Annotated in this window: 15 protein-coding genes; 4 read left to right on the plus strand and 11 right to left on the minus strand. The window is 72.2% G+C overall.

The window, feature by feature from the left end:
* The first annotated feature begins 230 nt into the window (after nucleotides 1–230).
* The gene (locus ACN6LB_RS25650) at nucleotides 231–626 is read left to right on the plus strand and encodes a hypothetical protein (RefSeq protein ID WP_356142998.1); all 396 of its coding nucleotides are present in this window, start codon (nucleotides 231–233) and stop codon (nucleotides 624–626) included.
* A 3-nt stretch (nucleotides 627–629) separates the two neighbouring features.
* Here the strand turns inward: ACN6LB_RS25650 and ACN6LB_RS25655 are convergent, their stop codons facing one another.
* Both ACN6LB_RS25655 and ACN6LB_RS25660 read right to left on the minus strand, forming a co-directional pair.
* Nucleotides 630–1,301 carry an O-methyltransferase gene (locus ACN6LB_RS25655; protein WP_445027975.1) on the minus strand — a complete coding sequence of 224 codons (672 nt, stop codon included), beginning with the start codon at nucleotides 1,299–1,301 and terminating at the stop codon, nucleotides 630–632.
* 174 nt (nucleotides 1,302–1,475) lie between these two features.
* Nucleotides 1,476–2,558 (minus strand): DUF2330 domain-containing protein, encoded by a 1,083-nt coding sequence (locus ACN6LB_RS25660; RefSeq protein WP_445027976.1) that lies wholly within the window; start codon nucleotides 2,556–2,558, stop codon nucleotides 1,476–1,478.
* A 386-nt stretch (nucleotides 2,559–2,944) separates the two neighbouring features.
* Here ACN6LB_RS25660 and ACN6LB_RS25665 point away from each other — a divergent pair, with 386 nt between their 5' ends.
* Complete coding sequence (locus ACN6LB_RS25665; protein WP_445027977.1) at nucleotides 2,945–4,996, plus strand: bifunctional glycosyltransferase 87/phosphatase PAP2 family protein; 2,052 nt, start codon at nucleotides 2,945–2,947, stop codon at nucleotides 4,994–4,996.
* Here ACN6LB_RS25665 and ACN6LB_RS25670 read toward each other — a convergent pair.
* Both ACN6LB_RS25670 and ACN6LB_RS25675 read right to left on the minus strand, forming a co-directional pair.
* Nucleotides 4,950–6,578, minus strand: a complete 1,629-nt coding sequence (locus tag ACN6LB_RS25670) for a hypothetical protein (protein WP_445027978.1) — start codon at nucleotides 6,576–6,578, stop codon at nucleotides 4,950–4,952. The genes ACN6LB_RS25665 and ACN6LB_RS25670 overlap by 47 nt on opposite strands.
* A gap of 159 nt (nucleotides 6,579–6,737) precedes the next feature.
* Nucleotides 6,738–7,973 (minus strand): cytochrome P450, encoded by a 1,236-nt coding sequence (locus ACN6LB_RS25675; protein ID WP_356143008.1) that lies wholly within the window; start codon nucleotides 7,971–7,973, stop codon nucleotides 6,738–6,740.
* 305 nt (nucleotides 7,974–8,278) lie between these two features.
* On the opposite strand from ACN6LB_RS25675, the gene ACN6LB_RS25680 reads away from it, so the two are divergent.
* Nucleotides 8,279–9,448 (plus strand): steroid 3-ketoacyl-CoA thiolase, encoded by a 1,170-nt coding sequence (locus tag ACN6LB_RS25680; protein WP_445027979.1) that lies wholly within the window; start codon nucleotides 8,279–8,281, stop codon nucleotides 9,446–9,448.
* A gap of 112 nt (nucleotides 9,449–9,560) precedes the next feature.
* Here the strand turns inward: ACN6LB_RS25680 and ACN6LB_RS25685 are convergent, their stop codons facing one another.
* Complete coding sequence (locus ACN6LB_RS25685; RefSeq protein WP_356143012.1) at nucleotides 9,561–10,145, minus strand: TerD family protein; 585 nt, start codon at nucleotides 10,143–10,145, stop codon at nucleotides 9,561–9,563.
* A 223-nt stretch (nucleotides 10,146–10,368) separates the two neighbouring features.
* Between ACN6LB_RS25685 and ACN6LB_RS25690 the strand changes: the two genes are divergently transcribed.
* Nucleotides 10,369–11,697, plus strand: a complete 1,329-nt coding sequence (locus tag ACN6LB_RS25690) for an alpha/beta hydrolase (protein ID WP_445027980.1) — start codon at nucleotides 10,369–10,371, stop codon at nucleotides 11,695–11,697.
* 68 nt (nucleotides 11,698–11,765) lie between these two features.
* On the opposite strand, the gene ACN6LB_RS25695 is transcribed toward ACN6LB_RS25690, so the two are convergent.
* The 6 genes from ACN6LB_RS25695 to ACN6LB_RS25720 all read right to left on the minus strand — a co-directional run bounded on the left by ACN6LB_RS25695 (nucleotide 11,766) and on the right by ACN6LB_RS25720 (nucleotide 18,371).
* Entirely contained in the window at nucleotides 11,766–12,179 is a 414-nt protein-coding gene (locus ACN6LB_RS25695; RefSeq protein WP_445027981.1) for an aggregation-promoting factor C-terminal-like domain-containing protein, read from the minus strand.
* 442 nt (nucleotides 12,180–12,621) lie between these two features.
* Nucleotides 12,622–13,470, minus strand: a complete 849-nt coding sequence (locus ACN6LB_RS25700; protein ID WP_445027982.1) for an ECF transporter S component — start codon at nucleotides 13,468–13,470, stop codon at nucleotides 12,622–12,624.
* Complete coding sequence (locus tag ACN6LB_RS25705; protein ID WP_445027983.1) at nucleotides 13,463–15,292, minus strand: ABC transporter ATP-binding protein; 1,830 nt, start codon at nucleotides 15,290–15,292, stop codon at nucleotides 13,463–13,465. Before ACN6LB_RS25705 ends, ACN6LB_RS25700 begins: the two co-directional genes overlap by 8 nt.
* Entirely contained in the window at nucleotides 15,289–16,455 is a 1,167-nt protein-coding gene (locus ACN6LB_RS25710) for an energy-coupling factor transporter transmembrane component T (protein ID WP_445027984.1), read from the minus strand. The genes ACN6LB_RS25705 and ACN6LB_RS25710 overlap by 4 nt, the downstream gene beginning before the upstream one ends.
* A 3-nt stretch (nucleotides 16,456–16,458) precedes the next feature.
* Nucleotides 16,459–17,103 carry an SCO2322 family protein gene (locus ACN6LB_RS25715; RefSeq protein WP_445028032.1) on the minus strand — a complete coding sequence of 215 codons (645 nt, stop codon included), beginning with the start codon at nucleotides 17,101–17,103 and terminating at the stop codon, nucleotides 16,459–16,461.
* 26 nt (nucleotides 17,104–17,129) lie between these two features.
* Entirely contained in the window at nucleotides 17,130–18,371 is a 1,242-nt protein-coding gene (locus ACN6LB_RS25720) for a prenyltransferase/squalene oxidase repeat-containing protein (RefSeq protein WP_445027985.1), read from the minus strand.
* Nucleotides 18,372–18,495: the final 124 nt, after the last annotated feature.

Consider the following 18,495-nt stretch of genomic DNA (forward strand, 5'->3'; position numbering starts at 1 on the left):
CCCCCCCCCCCCCCCCCCCCCCCCCCCCCCCCCCCCCCGGCCGCGTGCGTCAGTGCTTCCGTCAGTGCTTCCGTCACGTGGATCTGCTACCGGATTCGAGACCCGGATGGACAAACAGGCCGCGGTGGGGCGATCTGTCGAATTATCATGCGGCGGCGGTGCGTCAACTGTGCGCCGCACCGGGACAATCGGACCGGCGGACCAGCTGGAATCTGTTGAAGGAGCGCGCGTTGCTCGAACTCACCATGGCCTCGCTCGCCGGGGCGGACGCGGGTGCGACGGCCGGGATGCTGATGGCCGACGCACCGAGCGACCCCGGCGCCATGCTGCGGGTGGGACGTGACCGGGCCGTGTGCCGACTCGCGACCCCCGACGACTGGCTGTTCGTCTCCCGGGTGCACCTGGAGTTCCTCTGCGGCCCGGAAGGGACCTGGCAGGTCACATGGCTGCGCGGCTCGCACCCCGAGCCGTCCTCGGAGGTACGGCTGACGCTCGGCGGCGGGCAGCCCCAGCCCCTTCCCTACGGCGGTACGGCGAAGCTTCCCGCCGGCAGCTCCGGCGAACTCGTCATCCTGGACCGCACCGGGCCGCGCAGCGTGAACGTGGGTTTCTACCACGAAGCCTGAGGCCTACGGCAGCACGCGGGCCAGCGCGAACCCGTCGTACCCCTTGCTGCCCACCGTCTGCACCGCCGTGCCGCTCAGCTTCGGGTGCGTGGAGATCAGTTCGAGTGCGGCCCGGGTGCCCCGCACGCTGGGGTCGGTGCTGTCCGGGTCGGTGACGGCGCCGCCGCGGACGACGTTGTCGACGATGATCAGGCTGCCCGGGCGGGTCAGCTTGAGCGCCCACTCGACGTAGTGCGGGTTGTTCACCTTGTCGGCGTCGATGAAGACCAGGTCGTACGGCTCCGGGTCCTCGTCGGCCAGCTTCGCCAGCGACTCCAGGGCCGCGCCGACCCGCACCTCGGAGATCTTGTCGAGGCCCGCGCGCGCGAGGTTGCCGCGGGCGACCTCCGCGTGGCCGGGGTCGTACTCGAAGGTGATCAGATGGCCGTCGGCCGGAAGGGCGCGGCCGAGCCAGATCGTGCTGTACCCGCCGAGCGTGCCGATCTCCAGGACGCGGCGCGCACCCTGGAGCTGGGCGAGGAGCTGGAGCAGCTTGCCCTGGTTCGGCGCGACGTTGATGGGCGGGAGCCCGGCCGCGTCGCTGTCGCGCAGTGCCGCGGTGAGGATGTCGTCGGAGGGGGCGAGGAGGGTGGTGAAGTAGTCGTCGACGTCGTTCCAGAGCTGCGACTCGCTCATGCACCGTGCCTTTCGTTGCACCGGGTTGTGTCACCGTCGGTCCGCCGGTCGGCTTCCGTGACCCGGCGAACTTGATTTGACTGTCTACTTAGGTCGGCTAACTAGTTGTCGTGCTGAATTTAACCCGCACGGAACCGGTTGTCAGCCGCTTTTCCGGTCCCGGCCCCCGGCGGGTCAGCCGATCGGCGGAGGCGCGTACACCGGCGGCGGAGGCGGGATCGGGCGCCGCCGGATCCGTACGGCGATCACCGTTACCACCACGATCACCACTGCGAGCGCGCCGCCGACCGTCAGCAGCCATGCCGGTACGCCGGCCACGGTGAGGAGCTCGTCGTCGTAGATCACCCGGCGGTAGGTGGCGTCGCCCGCCGTCCGCAGCAGTTCGTGGTCGCCGGAGATCCGCGACGGCACCGGGAACTCCTGGTCGATGGCGGTGAGAAAGTCCGTGCCGCCTGAGGTGAGGGCGGCCAGCGGCCCGGACTTCGCCTTCACGCGACCCGCGTACACGAGCTGCGGAGCCGAGCCGCCGATCGCCGAGCTCGGCTCCATGCGGTGCGCGGCGAGGACGTACAGGCCCAGCGACTGAGGGTTTTGGGCGAGTCGGGAGAGCCGCATCGGGTAGACGAGCGTGTCGCTCGCGAAGGTGAGGTGGAGCGGGTCGAGCGTGCCGCCCAGCGGTGTCTCCTTGTTCTCCGGGGCCAGCCGGATCGCCACGTACTCCCAGCCCTGGTCGACGTACGGCCGAAGGGCCCGGTCCAGGCGGGCCGGGAGCCTGAAGCCGTTGTCGGAGAGCCAGTCGCCGAGCGCACCGGAGTCACTGGCGGTGAGCCGGGCCACGTCGAAGGGGCCGAGCCGTTCACGGCCCACGACGTTCACCGACGACGACCCCGCGCCGTCACCCGGGGCGGCCGAGGAGGTGTCCGTGTCGTCGAAGGGCCAGTCGCCGTCGCGCGGCCAGAAGTACGGGCGGGCGCGGTGCTCGGGCTCGGTCGCCGTCCCGAGCGTGTCGAAGAGGGCGCTGTCGCCGAGCTTCACCGTCGCGCGGTGCGGCACCGGCATGATCCACGCGGCCGTACGCGCGTCCCCGGCGACCGTCAGGCGCATCACGATCTGCTCCTGGCGGCCGTCCCAGCGCACGACGGACATCTCGCGGCCCACCGACACGTGACGGTCCCGGTCCGGCACCATCGCCCCGCATCCGCAGGCGTACGCCGGCGCGATCAGCGACCCCACCTGGAGCGCCAGCAGCGCCGTCACGACCGCCAGTACCCGGCCGCGTGCGCCCTTGCGCGCCCCTCCTCGCGCAAAGAATGACAGAAACGCTCGTATCCCCCGAAACATCCCGGAACCCTTCCCCGTTACTTCACTGTTCCTGCCGCTGTCCCTGTGCCTGTCCCTGCGCCTGTCTCCGCGCCGGCGAACAAGATCTCAGACGACACGTCGGAAGCGGTGGTTCCAGCCTGCCGCGGAGGACGGGGAACCTTCGCGCACTATCGTCATTCGGACAAAAGCAGGGAAGACGTCAGGTGAAGCGGGGGTTGCCTGCGTCTCCCCCCGGAGGTGGTGCGAGCCTCTATATGGTTCGGGCAGGAACCGGACGGGTGCGACATACGGGACGAGCGGGGCGGGAGGGCCGACGGGGCGTGGCGAACGTGGAGCACGGTGGACCAGCGGGCAGTGCCTTCGGAGCAGGGACGGCAGGACCGGTGAAAGCGCAGCTGCGCGCGATGCGCATCGGACTGTGGCTGATCGTCGCCCTCCTGGCCGTACGGCAGGTCGCTGCCGTTCTCGGCACCCCGAAAGGGGAGCGTCTGACGGACCTGGAGACCTGGGTCGGCACGGACGGCGTCCTGCATGTGAAGGGGTCTCTGTACGACTCGACGCGGTTCACCGGCACCCCTTTCGGGGGACTCGTACTCAAGCCACTCACCCGGTCGGCCGAACAGGCCCTCGGCTGGGGCTGGACCTTCGGCACGCTGCTGCTGGTCGTCGCCCTCGGCGTGGTCGCCGCCCGCGCCCTGCCACAGCCCGTGACCCGGCGCACCGCCCTGCTCGGCGCGCCCGTGGCGATCAGCCTGCTGATGCTGTCGCTGCCGGTGCGCAACACGCTCTACCTCGGCCAGACCAGCATCATCCCGGTCCTCCTCGTGCTGCTCGGCTGCTTCGCGGTGCGCGGGGAACGGGCGAGCGGCGTGCTGATCGGCCTCGCGGCGGCGCTCCAGCCGACCGTGCTGCTCTTCGCGCCGCTGCTCTGGTTCACCGGCCGCCGCCGCGCCGCCGCGTCCACCGGCCTCACCTTCGCCGCGTCCACCGCGCTCGCCTGGGCCGCGATGCCGCACGACTCGTACACCTACTGGGTGCACCACCTGGCGGGCGTCGGCCTCGGCGGCGCCGCCGACGGCCTCGCCAACCAGTCGCTGCACGGGGCACTGCTGCGGTTCGGCCTGGCGGGGCCGCAGGAGATCGGCCTGTTCCTGCTGCTCGGCACGGGAGTCGCGGTCCTCGGGATGCGCCGCGCCGTGCGCTACGCACGCGACGGGCAGCTGTTGCTCGCCGTGGCGGTCACCGGCTGCGTCGCGGTCGTCGTCTCGCCCACGAGCTGGCAGCACCAGCTGCTGTGGGTGCTGCTCGCCGTGGTCGGCCGTGTCGGCAAGAAGGCCTCGGACCGCTACATGTGGCCGGTCGCGGTGATCCTCGTGATGACGCTGCCCGCGAAGATGATGCTGCCGAACATGGAGTCGCTCTACCCGCTGCGCGACAACGTTGTGCTGATCGCCGCGCTCGCCGCCGCCACCGTCGTCCCGTTCCTGTCGCGGACCTCCGAGTACTACCGGGCGCCGATCCCCACCGACTTCGCCGAACCCGTCCCGGCCCGCTGGTCGCGCGTCCCGCTGCTGCCCTTCCTGCACCGGGTGCGCACCCGCCCGAACCTGCTCCTGGAGCTGCTGCTCATCCGCGTCGGCTACTCGGCGTACCAGCAGGTCAGGCTTGCCGCGACGGGCGGCACGAACTCCGGTGGGCGGGCCACCGCCGAACACCACGGCGAGCAGGTCCTCGCCATCGAGCGGTTCCTGCACATCGACATCGAGCACTGGGTCAACCACGCGGTGTTCAAGGTCGGCTTCCTGCGGGACTTCTTCGACTTCTACTACGAGTCGTTCCACTTCGTCGTCCCGCTCACCGTGCTCGGCCTGCTCTACGTCCGCCGCCCCGCCGACTACCGCTGGGCGCGCTCGGCGCTCGGCTTCGCCACGCTGTTCGCGCTGGTCGGCTTCTGGCTCTACCCGCTCGCCCCGCCGCGCCTGATGCCGGGCCTCGGCGTCATCGACACGGTGCACGGCGTGCAGGACTTCTCCAAGCCGGACTACGGCACGCTGACCGCGCTCACGAACCAGTACGCGGCGATGCCTTCGCTGCACTTCGGCTGGTCGCTGTGGTGCGGTCTGGTGATCGTGATCCTGGCGCCGAGGTGGTGGATGAAGGCGTTCGGCCTGCTGCACCCGCTCTGCACGGTCTCGGCGATCGTGGCGACCGGCAACCACTGGGTGCTCGACGCGGTGGGCGGAGGAACCGTCGTCGCCGCGGGCTTCGGCCTCACCTACCTGCTCCAGGGCCCGCGCTCGCGGCCGTCGGCGAAGCCCGTCGAGGTCAGCAGCGAGGCGACGGCGCAGATGAAGGACCGTACTCCGAGCTGATCCGGTACACGCCCGGCGCGGTCACCGTCAGCCTCGTGAACTCGCCCTCCCGCTCCAGGCAGCCGCCCGCGGCGCGCAGCCACGGCGAGTACGCGATCCGCACGGTCACCGCGCCGGAGCCCGGCACCCGCACATCGACCTCGGCGCTGGTGGTGCGCAGGACGGTGGCGGGCGCGGACACCAGTGGCACCGCCGCACGCACCCGGAACACCTGCCAGTTCGCGTCCCGCCACACCGGCTCCAGCCAGCCGGGCCGGTCGTCGCCCACCAGGCGTGCCTCGTCCTCGGCGTACCCGTCGGGTCTGCCCGCGGGCAGCACCACGTAGCCGACGGCCCAGCGGTCCAGCCAGGCCCGGTAGGTCGCCGCCGAGAACGTGCCGTCGTAGAAGAGGCGGCCGCGCTCCATGTCCAGTTGGCGGTTCCAGCCTCGGGCCAGGTTCATGTGCGGGGCGAGCGCGGTGGCCTCGCGGTGGTTGCGGGCCGGGACGACCTCGACGCGGGCGCGGGCGGCGCCGAGCCGGTCCAGGGCGCGGATGACGCCGTGCGTGTCGGCGGCCCACTTGGGGACCCGGGTCGACACCACCAGGTCGTCGACGGTCTTCTTGCCGACCCAGGCGAGCGAGAACACCAGTGCCGCGATCAGCGCGTTGCGCCGCAGCGTCCGCAGCCGGGGCAGGGCGAGCAGCGCCGCGAGCAGCACGGCCGGTGCGAACAGTTCCGCGAACCGCTCGACGTTCGTGCCGACGGGGGAGGGGATCAGATACGTGAGGACGGTCCCGGCCGCGTAGACGGCCCCGCTCCACCGTGCCACCCGCCAGTCGCGCGGCACCAGCACGGTGAGGGACAGCCCGAGCAGCACGGGCGGCCAGATCCGGCTGAGCGGCATCAACTGCTCCCCGGTGAACGGGAAGAACAGGGTGGTCGCCGCGACGACCACGACGGGCGGCAGCAGCAGCGCGCAGGCGCGCACCCGGTCCCGTACGGCGGCATACCCCGCCCCGACGACCACCAGGAACAGTCCGGCGACCGGGCTGGCCATCGTCGCGAGCGCCGCGTACGCCACGGCCGGCGCCGCGCGCCGCTCGCGGACCAGCGGCAGACAGGCCGCGAGGCCGAAGGCGACGCCGAGTGCGAAGGTCGTACGGCCCGAGGCGACGTCGCACCACAGCGCGAGCGTGGCGAGCAGCGCCGGGCCTGCCGGACGCGGCACCCCCGCCCGGGTGATCAGCGCCGCGGCCAGCCAGGAGGCGAGAAGCCCGGACAGCACGCTGACCGTGCGCACGCCGACGGCGGCCATCAGATACGGCGATATCAGGCTGTAGTTGGCGGTGTGCATGCCGCCGTACCAGAAGAGGTTGTACGCCGATCCGCCGTGCCGGGACGCGAACTGCGCCCAGGCCTCCTGGGCCGCGAGGTCACCGCCGCCGGTGGCGAGGAACGCCCACCACACCGCGTACAGCGGGAGGGCGGGGAGCGTGGCGAGGAGCGGGACGCGGTGCCGGAGCCAGAGTGCGCGGAGGCGGTCGTTCCGGGGCGTGGCCGCACGGTCCGGCCGGACAGGGGTCAGCTCGGCAGAGACCACGGCTCAGCATTTCCGTTGGATGACTTCGACATCAGGCTGTGTCAGGGCTGTGGATTTCATGGTCGAAGACGCGAAGCGGCACCGAAACGTTTACTGCGCGGGACGGGCCGACGGCGCCGGGATGCCGTCGGCCCGAGTGCGATGGGTCTGCCGCGCGCGTCAGCCCGCGCTGACCTGGAGTTCCTTGACTCCGTTGATCCACGCCGAACGCAGCCGGCGCGGGTCGCCCGCGAGGGTCAGGCCCGGCATCGCGTCGGCGACGGCGTTGAAGAGCAGGTCGATCTCCAGGACCGCCAGGGACTTGCCGAGGCAGTAGTGCGGGCCTCCGCCGCCGAAGCCGAGATGGGGGTTCGGGTCGCGGGTGATGTCGAAGACGTCGGGGTCGTCGAAGACCGCGGGGTCGTGGTTGGCGGAGGCGTAGAAGATGCCGACGCGGTCGCCCTTCCTGATCAGCTTGCCGCCGAGTTCGGTGTCCTGGGTGGCGGTGCGCTGGAAGGAGTTGACGGGGGTGGCCCAGCGGACGATCTCCTCGGCCGCCGTCGCCGGTCGCTCGCTCTTGTAGAGCTCCCACTGGTCGGGGTGGGTGAGGAAGGCGTGCATGCCGTGCGTGATGGCGTTGCGGGTCGTCTCGTTGCCGGCGACCGCCAGCATCAGCACGAAGAAGCCGAACTCGTCGGAGGCGAGGTTGCCCTCGTCCTCGGCGGACACCAGCGTGGTCACGATGTCCTTGGCCGGGCACTGCTTGCGGTCGGCGGCCATGTTCATGGCGTAGGCGATGAGCTCGGTGGCCGACTCGGCGCCGACCTCCTCGGTGATCGCGTACTCCGGATCGTCGTACGAGATCATCTTGTTGGACCAGTCGAAGATCTTGGCGCGGTCGTCCTGCGGGATGCCGATGAGCTCGGCGATGGCCTGCAGGGGCAGTTCGCAGGCGACCTCGGTGACGAAGTCGAAGGGCCCGGAGCGGGCGCGCGCGTTCGCCGCGATCGCGTGGGCGCGGGAGCGCAGGTTGTCCTCCAGGGCACGGATCGCGCGCGGGGTGAAGACGCGCTGCACGATCTGGCGGACCCGGGTGTGCTCGGGCGGGTCCATGTTGAGCAGGATCAGCCGCTGGGCGTCGATCGCGTCGCGCTCCATGTGCGGGCCGAAGCGGATGATCGCCGTGTTGAGCGTGGAGGAGAAGAGCTCCGGGTGCGTGGAGACGTACTTGACGTCCGCGTGCCGGGTGACGGCCCAGTAGCCCTCGTCCTGGAAGCCGGCGAGGCCCAGCGGCTGGGGGATCCAGCGGACCGGTTCGGACTGGCGCAGTGCGGCGAACTCCGGGAGGGGCACGCGGTGGTGCAGCACATCAGGGTCGGTGAAGTCGAACCCGTCGGGCAGCGCTGGACAGGGCATGAGCGACTCCGGCTGTGTTCTGACGGTTGTTCTGACGGTCCATCAGGAATCGAGAATTGTCGTGAAGGTAGTAACGGGTTCTACAAGAGGCAAGAGGTAAGGCGGCCTCAATTCCGTGCGGGATTCGTGCAGATCACGACTTCGGAGGCTGCACGACCCTTGCGGCGCGAGGCGTTCGCTCAGCAGACTGCACACAGAACTAGAACGCGTACTAGTTCAGCGTGGCGGGTGGCCGGGACGCCCGCGCCGCGCGGGTTGACCGGGCCCGCTCCGCCGGACGGGCCCTAGGGAGAGGACGCACCCCCATGGCTGCGGAACCCGTCATCGTCGAAGCCGTACGCACCCCCATCGGCAAGCGCGGCGGCGCGCTCGCCAACCTCCACCCCGCCTACCTCCTGGGCGAGACCTACCGGGAACTCCTCGGCCGCACCGGCATCCACGCCGACTGCGTCGAGCAGATCGTCGGCGGCACGGTGACCCACGCCGGCGAGCAGTCCATGAACCCCGCGCGCACCGCCTGGCTCACCATGGGCCTGCCCTACGAGACGGCCGCCACGACCGTCGACTGCCAGTGCGGGTCCTCTCAGCAGGCGTCGCACATGGTGGCCAACATGGTCGCGGCCGGAGTCATCGACGTCGGCATCAGCTGCGGTGTCGAGTCGATGTCACGGGTGCCGCTGGGCTCCGGGTCCAAGCACGGGCCGGGCAAGCCGTTCCCCGACGAGTGGAACGTGGACCTGCCCAACCAGTTCGAGGCCGCCGAACGGATCGCCCGGCGCCGGGGGCTGACGAGGGAGAACGTCGACTCGCTCGGCCTCATCTCGCAGGAGCGGGCCGCGATCGCCTGGTCCGAGGAGCGGTTCAAGCGCGAGACGTTCGCCGTGCAGGTCCCCACCACCGAGGACGAGCAGCGGGCCGGGCAGGGCATGTGGCGGCTCGTCGACCGGGACGAGGGGCTGCGCGACACCTCCATGGAGGCGCTGGCGAAGCTGAAGCCGGTCATGCCCACCGCCGTGCACACGGCGGGGAACTCCTCACAGATATCCGACGGCGCCTGCGCCGTCATGTGGGCGTCCAAACGGATGGCGCGCGCCCTGAAGCTGCGCCCGCGCGCCCGGATCGTCGCCCAGGCACTGGTCGGCACCGATCCGCACTTCCACCTGGACGGGCCCGTCGACGCCACGCGCGCGGTGCTCGGCAAGGCCGGGATGACGCTCAAGGACATCGACCTGGTCGAGATCAACGAGGCCTTCGCGTCGGTGGTGCTGAGCTGGGCGCAGGTCTTCGAGCAGGACCTGGAGAAGGTCAACGTCAACGGCGGTGGGATCGCCCTCGGCCACCCCGTCGGCGCCACCGGTGCCCGGCTCATCACGACGGCCCTGCACGAACTGGAGCGCCGGGACAAGGAGTTCGCGCTCATCACGATGTGCGCGGGCGGGGCGCTGGCCACGGGGACGATCATCCAGCGGCTGTAGCGGCTGTAGCGGCTGTAGCGGCTGTAGCGGTTGCGAGCGTTGCCGGGGGTACGGGGCTGACGCGCGGGTCGGCCCCGTATCTCCCGTTGCCTGCCATCTGCCTGCCTGTCGCCTACTTGTTCATCGCGAAGCGCATCAGGTCCCGCTCGTCGCCCTGCTTGATCTTCCCCGTCTTGTTGACGACCTCCAGCTTCCAGGCGCCGTCGACCCGGATCGCCTTGGCCACGGCGCAGCCGTTGTCCGCGCTGAGCAGGCTCGGCCAGATGTCGGCGACCTGCTGGGAGGTGCCCCCGGTCGAGTCGTACACCTTGAAGCTGATGTTCCGCGCCTTCTGGAACGAGCTGCTCTTCTTGAACGCGGCGGCGACGAACACGATCGACGTGACGTTGGCCGGGACTCCGGCGAACGCGACGGTCACCGTCTCGTCGTCGCCCTCCCCGCGCCCGGTCTGGTTGTCCCCGCTGTGCACCAACGAGCCGTTGCCCAGCGGGTCCAGGGAGTCGAGGCCCGCCAGCCGCACCGGGTCCTTGCCCTGCATCGCGATCGCGATGAGGTCGAGGTCGGTGCCGGCCTGCCTGCGGAGCTTGCCCATCAGCCCGCCGCTGGTTCCGGCGGTGGGGTCCCAGGAGACACCGATGGACAGATGGGTCACCCCGTCCAGGTCCGCCGGGCCGTCTTCCTTCGAGAGCGTGATCATGCGTGATCCTCTTGGTAATGGAACTGCGTAATAGGACTGCGTCGCATGAATTGTGTCCGCAACCCCGCGGATCCGTGAAGCCGGGTGAGCGCAGGAGCGGTTGACCGCGGGGCGTGGGGGACTCAAGTCCACCCCCGGGAGCAAAAGGGTGGTGTCAAGTCCACCATGGAGACGGGGGGTTCTTGCATGGCGGGGCGAACTGCGCGTCCGTAGCGTCGATGGCATGAGCGACGATGCGCGCAAGACGGCCGAAGTCACGGGAACACGCACCAACCGGCGTACGAGGAAGGGGCTTGCCGCCACGACGGCCGCGCTGCTCGTGGCGGCCGCGGGGATCGCGACGGTGCCCGGGGCGACGGCGCAGGACCACGCGGCTCACGCGTCGTACGGCCTCGCGTCACACGGCCTTGCGTGGCGCGGCGCTCTCGTCTCCGCCGTGCCGGTCGCCTCGCGCGACGCCCGGCAGATCAGGGCGTTCCTGGCCGGACACGACATCGCCACGGACGGTGTGCGGTACGGCGTGCGGTCCTACCGGCTGACGTACGCGACCGTGGACGCGTACGGCAAACCCACCACCGCGACCGGCCTGTTCACGCTCCCCGTCGGCGGCGGTCGCCATCTCGACCTGGTGTCCGACACCCACGGCACGATGGTCAACCGTGGCTACGCGCCCTCCGCGGGCGAGGACTTCGGGCGGATCCCGTCGTACCTGAACGCGACGGCGGGCCGCGCGGTGGCGGCGCCCGACTACCTGGGCCTCGGCGAGGGCCCGGGCCGCCACCCCTACATGGACACCCGCTCCTCGGTGACCGCCTCGGTGGACATGCTGCGCGCGTCCCGCACCGCTGCCGGGCTGCTGGACCGGCCGCTCACCGGCGACGTCTACGCGACGGGCTTCTCGCAGGGCGGCCAGGTCGCGATGGCGCTCGGGCAGGCGTTGCAGGGCGGGGTGGACCGGCACTTCCGGCTGAAGGCGCTGGCGCCGGTCAGCGGGCCCTACGACGTGCAGGGCCAGGAGATCCCGGCGCTGTACGACGGCCGGGTCAACAATGTCAGCGGTGTGATCTACACGTCGTACTGGCTGGTCGCGCAGAGCAGGCTGCACTCGATCTACAAGAACCCCGCCGACGCCTTCCGCGCCCCGTACGCGAGCCGCGTCGAGAGCCTGTACGACGGCAAGCACGACGAGAAGGACATCATCAAGGCGCTGCCGCACACGGTGAAGGCCATGCTCACGCCTGCCTTCTACGAGAGGATGCGGCACCCCACCGGGGGCCTGCTGGCGGCGATGCGCGACAACGGCCACGTCTGCGACTGGAAGCCCCGGGTGCCGGTGCGGCTGTACGCGGGGGCGGCAGACACCGACGTCCCCCTCGCGAACGCACGCAGCTGCGCGCACCGGCTGGCCGCGCACGGCAAGCGGGTGCCGGTGGTGAACCAGGGGAACGTGGACCACTTCGGGTCATTCGGCGTGTCGGCGCCGGAGGTGGTGCGGTGGTTCGACGCCGTGAAGAGCGGTGCTGCGCGGGGCGACGCCGTACGGAACGGGTGACGCGCGGAAGGCGGCGGCCCCGGGGATCGGGGGCCGCCGCCTTCGCGTACGGGGGGTGGCTCGGCTGATCAGTACCAGCCGTTGGCCTGCCAGAAGTTCCAGGCGCCGGCCGGGCTGCCGTAGCGGCCGTTCATGTAGTCCAGACCCCACTTGATCTGGGTCTTGGCGTTGGTCTTCCAGTCGGAGCCGGCGGTAGCCATCTTCGAGCCGGGCAGCGCCTGGACCAGGCCGTAGGCACCGGAGGAGGCGTTGGTGGCGTTGACGTCCCAGCCGCTCTCGTGCTCGACGATCTTGCTGAACGCGTTGTACTGCGCGGCGTCCGGGATCATCTTGTGCGCGATCGCCTGGGCGGAGGAGGCCTCGCTGGTGGCGGCCTGGGCGGGCGCCGCAGCGAACACCATGCCGGTGGTGGCGACGGCCACGGCGGCACCGGCGAGGGCCTTCTTCGGAGAAGCGATGCGGCGGATGAAGGAGACGGACACAGTGAACCTTTTCTTCGGGGACAGGGGGTCGCCGGTATGTCGGGGACATACGTCGGCGCCGCGGCCCGGGAGGGCACGTCGGCGCCTGGCGACTGCTCCAGAGAAACAGTTCGGGAGTCCGTCCGCAATGACCCCTTTTACTAGTGGTGGTCGCATACAGGTAGAAAGTCCATCGTGTGATCTGGCTCTCAAACCCCAGGTCAGGCAGGGTTTCGACGCGTCCATGCCAGACCTTTGCGCTACTACCGCGCTTCGTATGTGACGTGGGTCCTGTGGGCCGCTTCACCCCGCGCCTGACGGACCGCGCACGGCCGGCCACGCGGAGCGGCCGGGCGGTGTGACCGGGGCCGCAGAGCACCGGGGCCCGAACGTGACGGGCGTCTCGGGGGCCGCCGTCCTCAGCGGGGTTCGAACGTGACCGGCGTCTCCGGGGCCGCCCTGCTCAGCGGGGTTCGAACGTGACCGGCGTCTCGAAAGCCGCCCGCCGCGTGGCCCGTCGCAGCGCCTTGAGGAGGGTCGCCCCGAGCGTGAGCGTCAGCACGACGGTGACGACGGCCCGGCCCAGGTCCCAGCCGAGCGAGGTCGTCAGGCAGTACGCGACGAAGCGCGCCAGGTTCGCCGGGACCGTGTCCTGCGGGTCGAAGGCGACGTTCGAGGCCAGCGCGCCCATGAAGGGCCAGCCCTCCAGGTTCATGACGGTGCCGTACCCGAACGCCGCGAGGAATCCGTACCCGGCGAGCATCACCAGCTCGCCGCGCCCGCGCAGCCGGTCCGGGCCCGGCAGCAGCCCGGCGCCCATCGTGAACCAGCCCATGGACAGCATCTGGAACGGCATCCACGGCCCGACCCCGCCGGTGAGCAGCGCGGACGCGAACATCGTCACCGACCCGAGCACGAACCCGAACCCGGGTCCCAGCACCCGCCCGCTCAGCACCATCAGGAAGAACATCGGCTCGATCCCGGCCGTCCCGGCCCCGAGCGGCCTGAGCGCGGCCCCGGTCGCGGCGAGCACACCCAGCATGGCCACGGCCTTCGGCCCGAGCCCCGACTCGGAGATCGTCGCCGCCACGACCCCGACCAGCAGCACCAGCAACCCCGCGAACAGCCAGGGCGCGTCCTGTGCGTGCGCGCTGACCTGCGAACCCGGCCCCGCGAACAGCGGCCAGGCGATCCCGGCGACCCCGACGGCGCTGACCAGGACCAGGGCGGCGACGGAACGGGGGCCGAGCCGCACGGCACGGACCTGCGCGCCGGGCGGCTTCGGCAGGGGCGAACGGGTGGCGTCACTCATGTCCGGCTCCCGGCTCGCTCGCGGGCAGCGCGGCGCGGACCTGTGCGACCGTCAGCCACTGCTGGGGCGCCAGCACCTTCGTGACCTGCGGGGCGAAGGACGGCGACGCGACGACGACCTCGGCGGTCGGGCCGTCGGCGACCACCTCGCCGTCCGCGAGGATCACCACCCGGTGCGCCAGCTCGGCGGCGAGTTCCACATCGTGCGTGGCCAGCACGATGGCGTGCCCCTCGGCGGCAAGCCCCCGCAGCACGGCCACCAGCCGGGCCTTCGCCGCGTAGTCCAGACCGCGGGTCGGTTCGTCGAGCAGCAGCAGCGGGGGCCGGGCCGTCAGGACGAGGGCCAGCGCCAGCGCCAGCCGCTGGCCCTCGGAGAGGTCGCGGGGATGGGTGTCGTCGTGGATGCCGGGGAGCAGCTCCGAGACCAGCGCCCGACAGGTGCCCGGCTCGGCGCCCGCGTCGACGTCGGCCGCCCGGCACTCGGCGGTGACCGTGTCGGCGTACAGCAGATCGCGCGGCTCCTGCGGTACGAGGCCCACGCGGCGTACGAGGTCCCGCGGCGCCGTCCGGTGCGGAACCGCGCCGCCGACCCGCACGCTTCCTGCGGCCGGTTCGACCAGCCCGACGAGCGCCCCGAGCAGCGTGGACTTCCCGGCGCCGTTGCGGCCCATCAGCGCGAGGGTCTCGCCGGGCCGGACGTCGAGATCGACGCGGCGCAGCGCCTCGACACGACCGCGGCGCACGGCGAGGGACGCCACGGCGACCACCGGCGCCGGGGCTGCCGGTGGGTGGGAGGTGCGCCCGCGGAGCAGCCGGAACAGGCGGGGGCGGGGCGGCATGTCCGCCGAGGCCGGGTCGTCGTGGCCCGGTGCGATCGCGCGCCGGGCCGCCGTGCTGCCGTCGACCGTGCTGCCGTCGACCGTGCTGCCGTCGACGGCGTGGCCGGGTGAGGCCGGGCCCGTGCCCATGCCGCGCGTGGCGGCGTTCGCGGCAGCCCCGGCTGTCACCCCGGCCAGTCGCTCCCGCAGGGACCCCGCCCTGCGCCGCGCGTCGCGCACGGTCAGGGGGAGCGGTGACCAGCCGGCGAGGCGGCCGAGGTCCACCACCGGTGGGCGGACGGGGGAGACGGCCATCACCTCGGACGGGGTGCCGAGCAGCGGGGCGGCGCCCGGCGCGGCGAGCAGGACGACCTGGTCGGCGTACTGGACGACGCGTTCCAGGCGGTGCTCCGCCATCAGGACGGTCGTGCCGAGGTCATGGACCAGGCGCTGCAGGACGGCGAGGACCTCCTCGGCCGCCGCCGGGTCCAGGGCGGACGTCGGCTCGTCGAGGACGAGGACCCGGGGGTGCGGAGTGAGCACCGAGCCGATCGCCACGCGCTGCTGCTGGCCCCCGGAGAGGGTGGCGATGGGGCGGTCGCGCAGGTCCGCGAGGCCCAGCAGGTCGAGCGTCTCCTCGACACGGCGGCGCATCACGTCGGGGGCGAGCCCCAACGACTCCATGCCGTAGGCGAGTTCGTCCTCCACGGTGTCCGTCACGAAGTGGGACAGCGGGTCCTGGCCCACCGTGCCCACCACGTCGGCGAGTTCGCGCGGCTTGTGCGTGCGCGTGTCACGGCCCGCGACCGTGACCCGGCCGCGCAGGGTGCCGCCCGTGAAGTGCGGGACGAGTCCGCTCACCGCGCCCAGCACCGTCGACTTGCCGACCCCCGACGGGCCGACGAGCAGCACGAGTTCACCCTCCGGCACCGCGAAGTCCACGCCCTGGACGCTCGGTCGGGCCGCCCCGTCGTACGTCACGGAGACATCCTCGAAGCGGATCATGAAGGTTCCTCGGGGATCGGGGGAGCGGGCGCGACGAACGCGGGAAGCAGGCCGAGCAGGATCGACGCCGCGGGCCACAGGGGCAGTCGGGGCGCCGTCAGGGGTACGACGCCCGGGGTCAGCGCCGCCGGGTCGTACGCGGCCGAGGCGATCAGCAGCGCCGCCACCGCGACCCCGCTGCCCGCGACGAGCCACGCCCGGGTACCCCATGCGTCCGGCCGGTAGCGCGTGCGCAGCGAGCGGCGGCCGCCCAGCCACAGCCCGCCGAGCGCCGCGGTCAGCCCGGCGAGCAGCACGGGCAGCCCGTAACTCCCGCCCTCGGCGGTCAGCAGCCCGTACGTTCCCGCGCACACGCCGAGCAGACCGCCCAGCGTGAGGACCGTGGTCGTCCGGCGGACGGCGGCGGGTACCTCGGCGGTGCGGCCGTAGCCCCGCGCGTCCATCGCGGCCGCCAGCGCGACCGAACGCTCCAACGCGCCCTCCAGGACCGGCAGTCCGACGTGCACCAGCCCGCGCAGCCCCTTGTCGGGGCGCCCGCGCAGCCGGCGCGCGGCGCGCATCCGCTGTACGTCCGCGATCAGGTTCGGCGCGAAGGTCATGGCGACGACCACCGCGACTCCCGCTTCGTACAGCGCTCCCGGCAGAGACTTCAGCAGCCGCGCCGGGTTCGCGAGCGCGTTCGCCGCGCCCACGCAGATCAGCAGCGCCGCCAGCTTCAGCCCGTCGTACAGCGCGAAGACCAAGCCCTCCGCCGTCACCCGGCCGCCGATCCGGATGCCCTGCGCCCAGTGGGGGAGCGGGACTTCGGGCAGCGTGAGCAGTACGTGCGTGCCGGGGATGGGGGAGCCGAGGAACACGGCGAAGGCCAGGCGGATGCCGAGGACCGCGAGAGCGAGCTTGACGAAGGCGCCGTAGGAACGGGCCCAGGGAGCCTCGGTGCGGCGTGCCGCCACCACGTAACCGGCCACGCCCACCAGCAGGCCCAGCAGAAGCGGGTTCGTGGTGCGGGACGCGGCGGTGCCCAGCCCCAGGGCCCAGATCCACCAGGCGCCCGGGTGCAGGGCGTTGGACCGGGACGCCCTCGGCGCCACGGGCAACACCCGTCGCCGTGCGGGACGCTCGCCCGCGGCGCGGACCACCGACCCGCTCTCGCCCGTCGTCATCGCTCAGCCCCTGCGGCGCCGTGCCTGCCAGACCGCCGCCACGCCCAGGGCGGCCACGGCGGCCAGGCCCGCCAGCAGGCCGGCCGACGGACCGTGGTGGGCCGGGGAGGAGGAGTGCGGCTGGGGCGTCGCGGTCTCCGCTGCGGAGGCCTTGGTGTTGTCGTGGGACGAGACCTGTTCGCCGCAGCCCGTCCGCGGGTAGCCCGCGATGGCGCACAGGAGGGCGTTGCTGTCGTAGCGGAGGGGTTTGGCGACCGCGGCGAGGGCGTCCGCGGACGTCGCGTCGGACGGGACACGGGCGCAGGCCGTACGTGGCCGGGGCGGCGTCTCGCCGTTCGGTGCGTCGGCGGTGGTGCCGAAGTCGAGGACGAGGGCGACCCGCTTCTCGCCGTCCCGCGCCGGGGTCCTGGCGCAGATCGAGGCGAAGCGGGCGGTGCCGCGCGGCTTCGCGGAGTCCTGGGAGTCCTCGCTCACCGAGAAGCGGAAGCCCTGGACGTCGCCGTCGGACGGCCGCGCGGTCGACGGGCCCTGCGTCGCGTACGTCCACGTGCCGCCGGTCAGGTCCCAGAACGACCAGTAGCGGTAGCCGACGGCCTGGGCCTGCCCCGCGCCGACGACGAGGAGCAGCAGACCCAGCAGGACGGGCAGGACCGGTGCGGGCGTCCGACGGCGGGTCACAGTCGCTGCTTCTTGTTGCGACCGCTGAACAGGAAGCCGACGCCGATGCCGGCGACCAGACCGACGCCGACGATCCACCAGACACCGAGCCCGCTGCCGTCGTCCTTCTTGTCGTCCTGCTCGGCGCTCGGGGCCGCGGAGTGGTCGGAGACCTCGGTCGCCGGGCCGGTCGCGTTCAACTGCTTGACGAGGTCGGCACCGCCGAAGGCGCGCGGGTCGACGCCGCCGGCCTTCGCGGCGAAGATCAGCTGGGCGTACGCGGCCGGGCCGGACTTGGCCGCCCAGGCGCCGGAGTTCTTCTCCAGCCAGCGCAGCGCGTCGGCGGCCTTGTCCCCGTGGCCCGCGGTCGACAGTGCGACCACCGCGTCCGCCGTGTTGCCGTAGTCGGGCTGGTCCTCGGCGCCTGCCAGGGCGGACTTGAGGTACTTGTCCTTGGCCAGCACTCCGGTGAGGTACGCGGCGCCGTTGCCGGCGGCCTGCGCGGCGTCGAGGCTGTCGCCGCTCTTGCACGCCGGGTCGCCGGCCGGCTTCACGTCGTTGCCGGCGAAGCCCTTGCCGAGCGCGCCGGTCACCGCGGCTGCCGTCGCGTCGGCGTTCGCCGCGAGCCCGCCCTTCTTGTCGGGCTGGTAGGCGAAGGCGCCGCCGCCGTCCCCGTCACAGGGGAGGGAGAAGGTGAGGAGGGCGTCGTAGGGCGTCTTGTCGTCCTTCGACGGGACCTCCTTCGGGTGGGTGCCGCCGGCGGTCAGCGCGCCGATCACCACGGCCGTCGAGTTCGCGTCGCTCGCGCCGCCCGGGGTGTAGCCCCAGCCGCCGTCCTTGTTCTGCACGGACTTCAGCCACTTCACGGCCGCGCCGGTCACGGAGTCGTGGCCGCCCAGCGCCTCCAGGGCCTGCACCGCGGCGGCCGTGCTGTTCGTGTCGACCATCGTCTTGGCATCGCACTTGGCGCTCGCGTCGGCGCGGTAGGCGGCGAAGGCCCCGCTCTCGCACTGCTGCCCGGTCAGCCAGTCCACGGCCTTGGCGGCGGGCTTCTCGCCCACGGTGTGCTGGGCGAGCAGGGCCAGCGACTGCCGCCAGACACCGTCGTAGCTGGGGTCGGTGGACCCGTACAGGCCGGACGGGATCGCCTGCGAGGGCGCCGCCGACGGGGACTTGTCGTCGGCGAGGGCGGCGGGCGCGCACGCCGCGGCGATCACGGCGGTGGCGGCCAGGACCGCGGCGGTGCGGCGGACATTCATGATCGGCGGGTGCCTCTCTGTGCTGGTCGGCGGGCCCCTTCGGCATGCGAGGAGCCGGGCAGCACGGGACACCCCGGGCGGCTCCGGCTCCGTATGCCTCGACGGTGCCGGCCACCGGCGGGCT

Source organism: Streptomyces sp. SAS_270, from assembly GCF_052543295.1.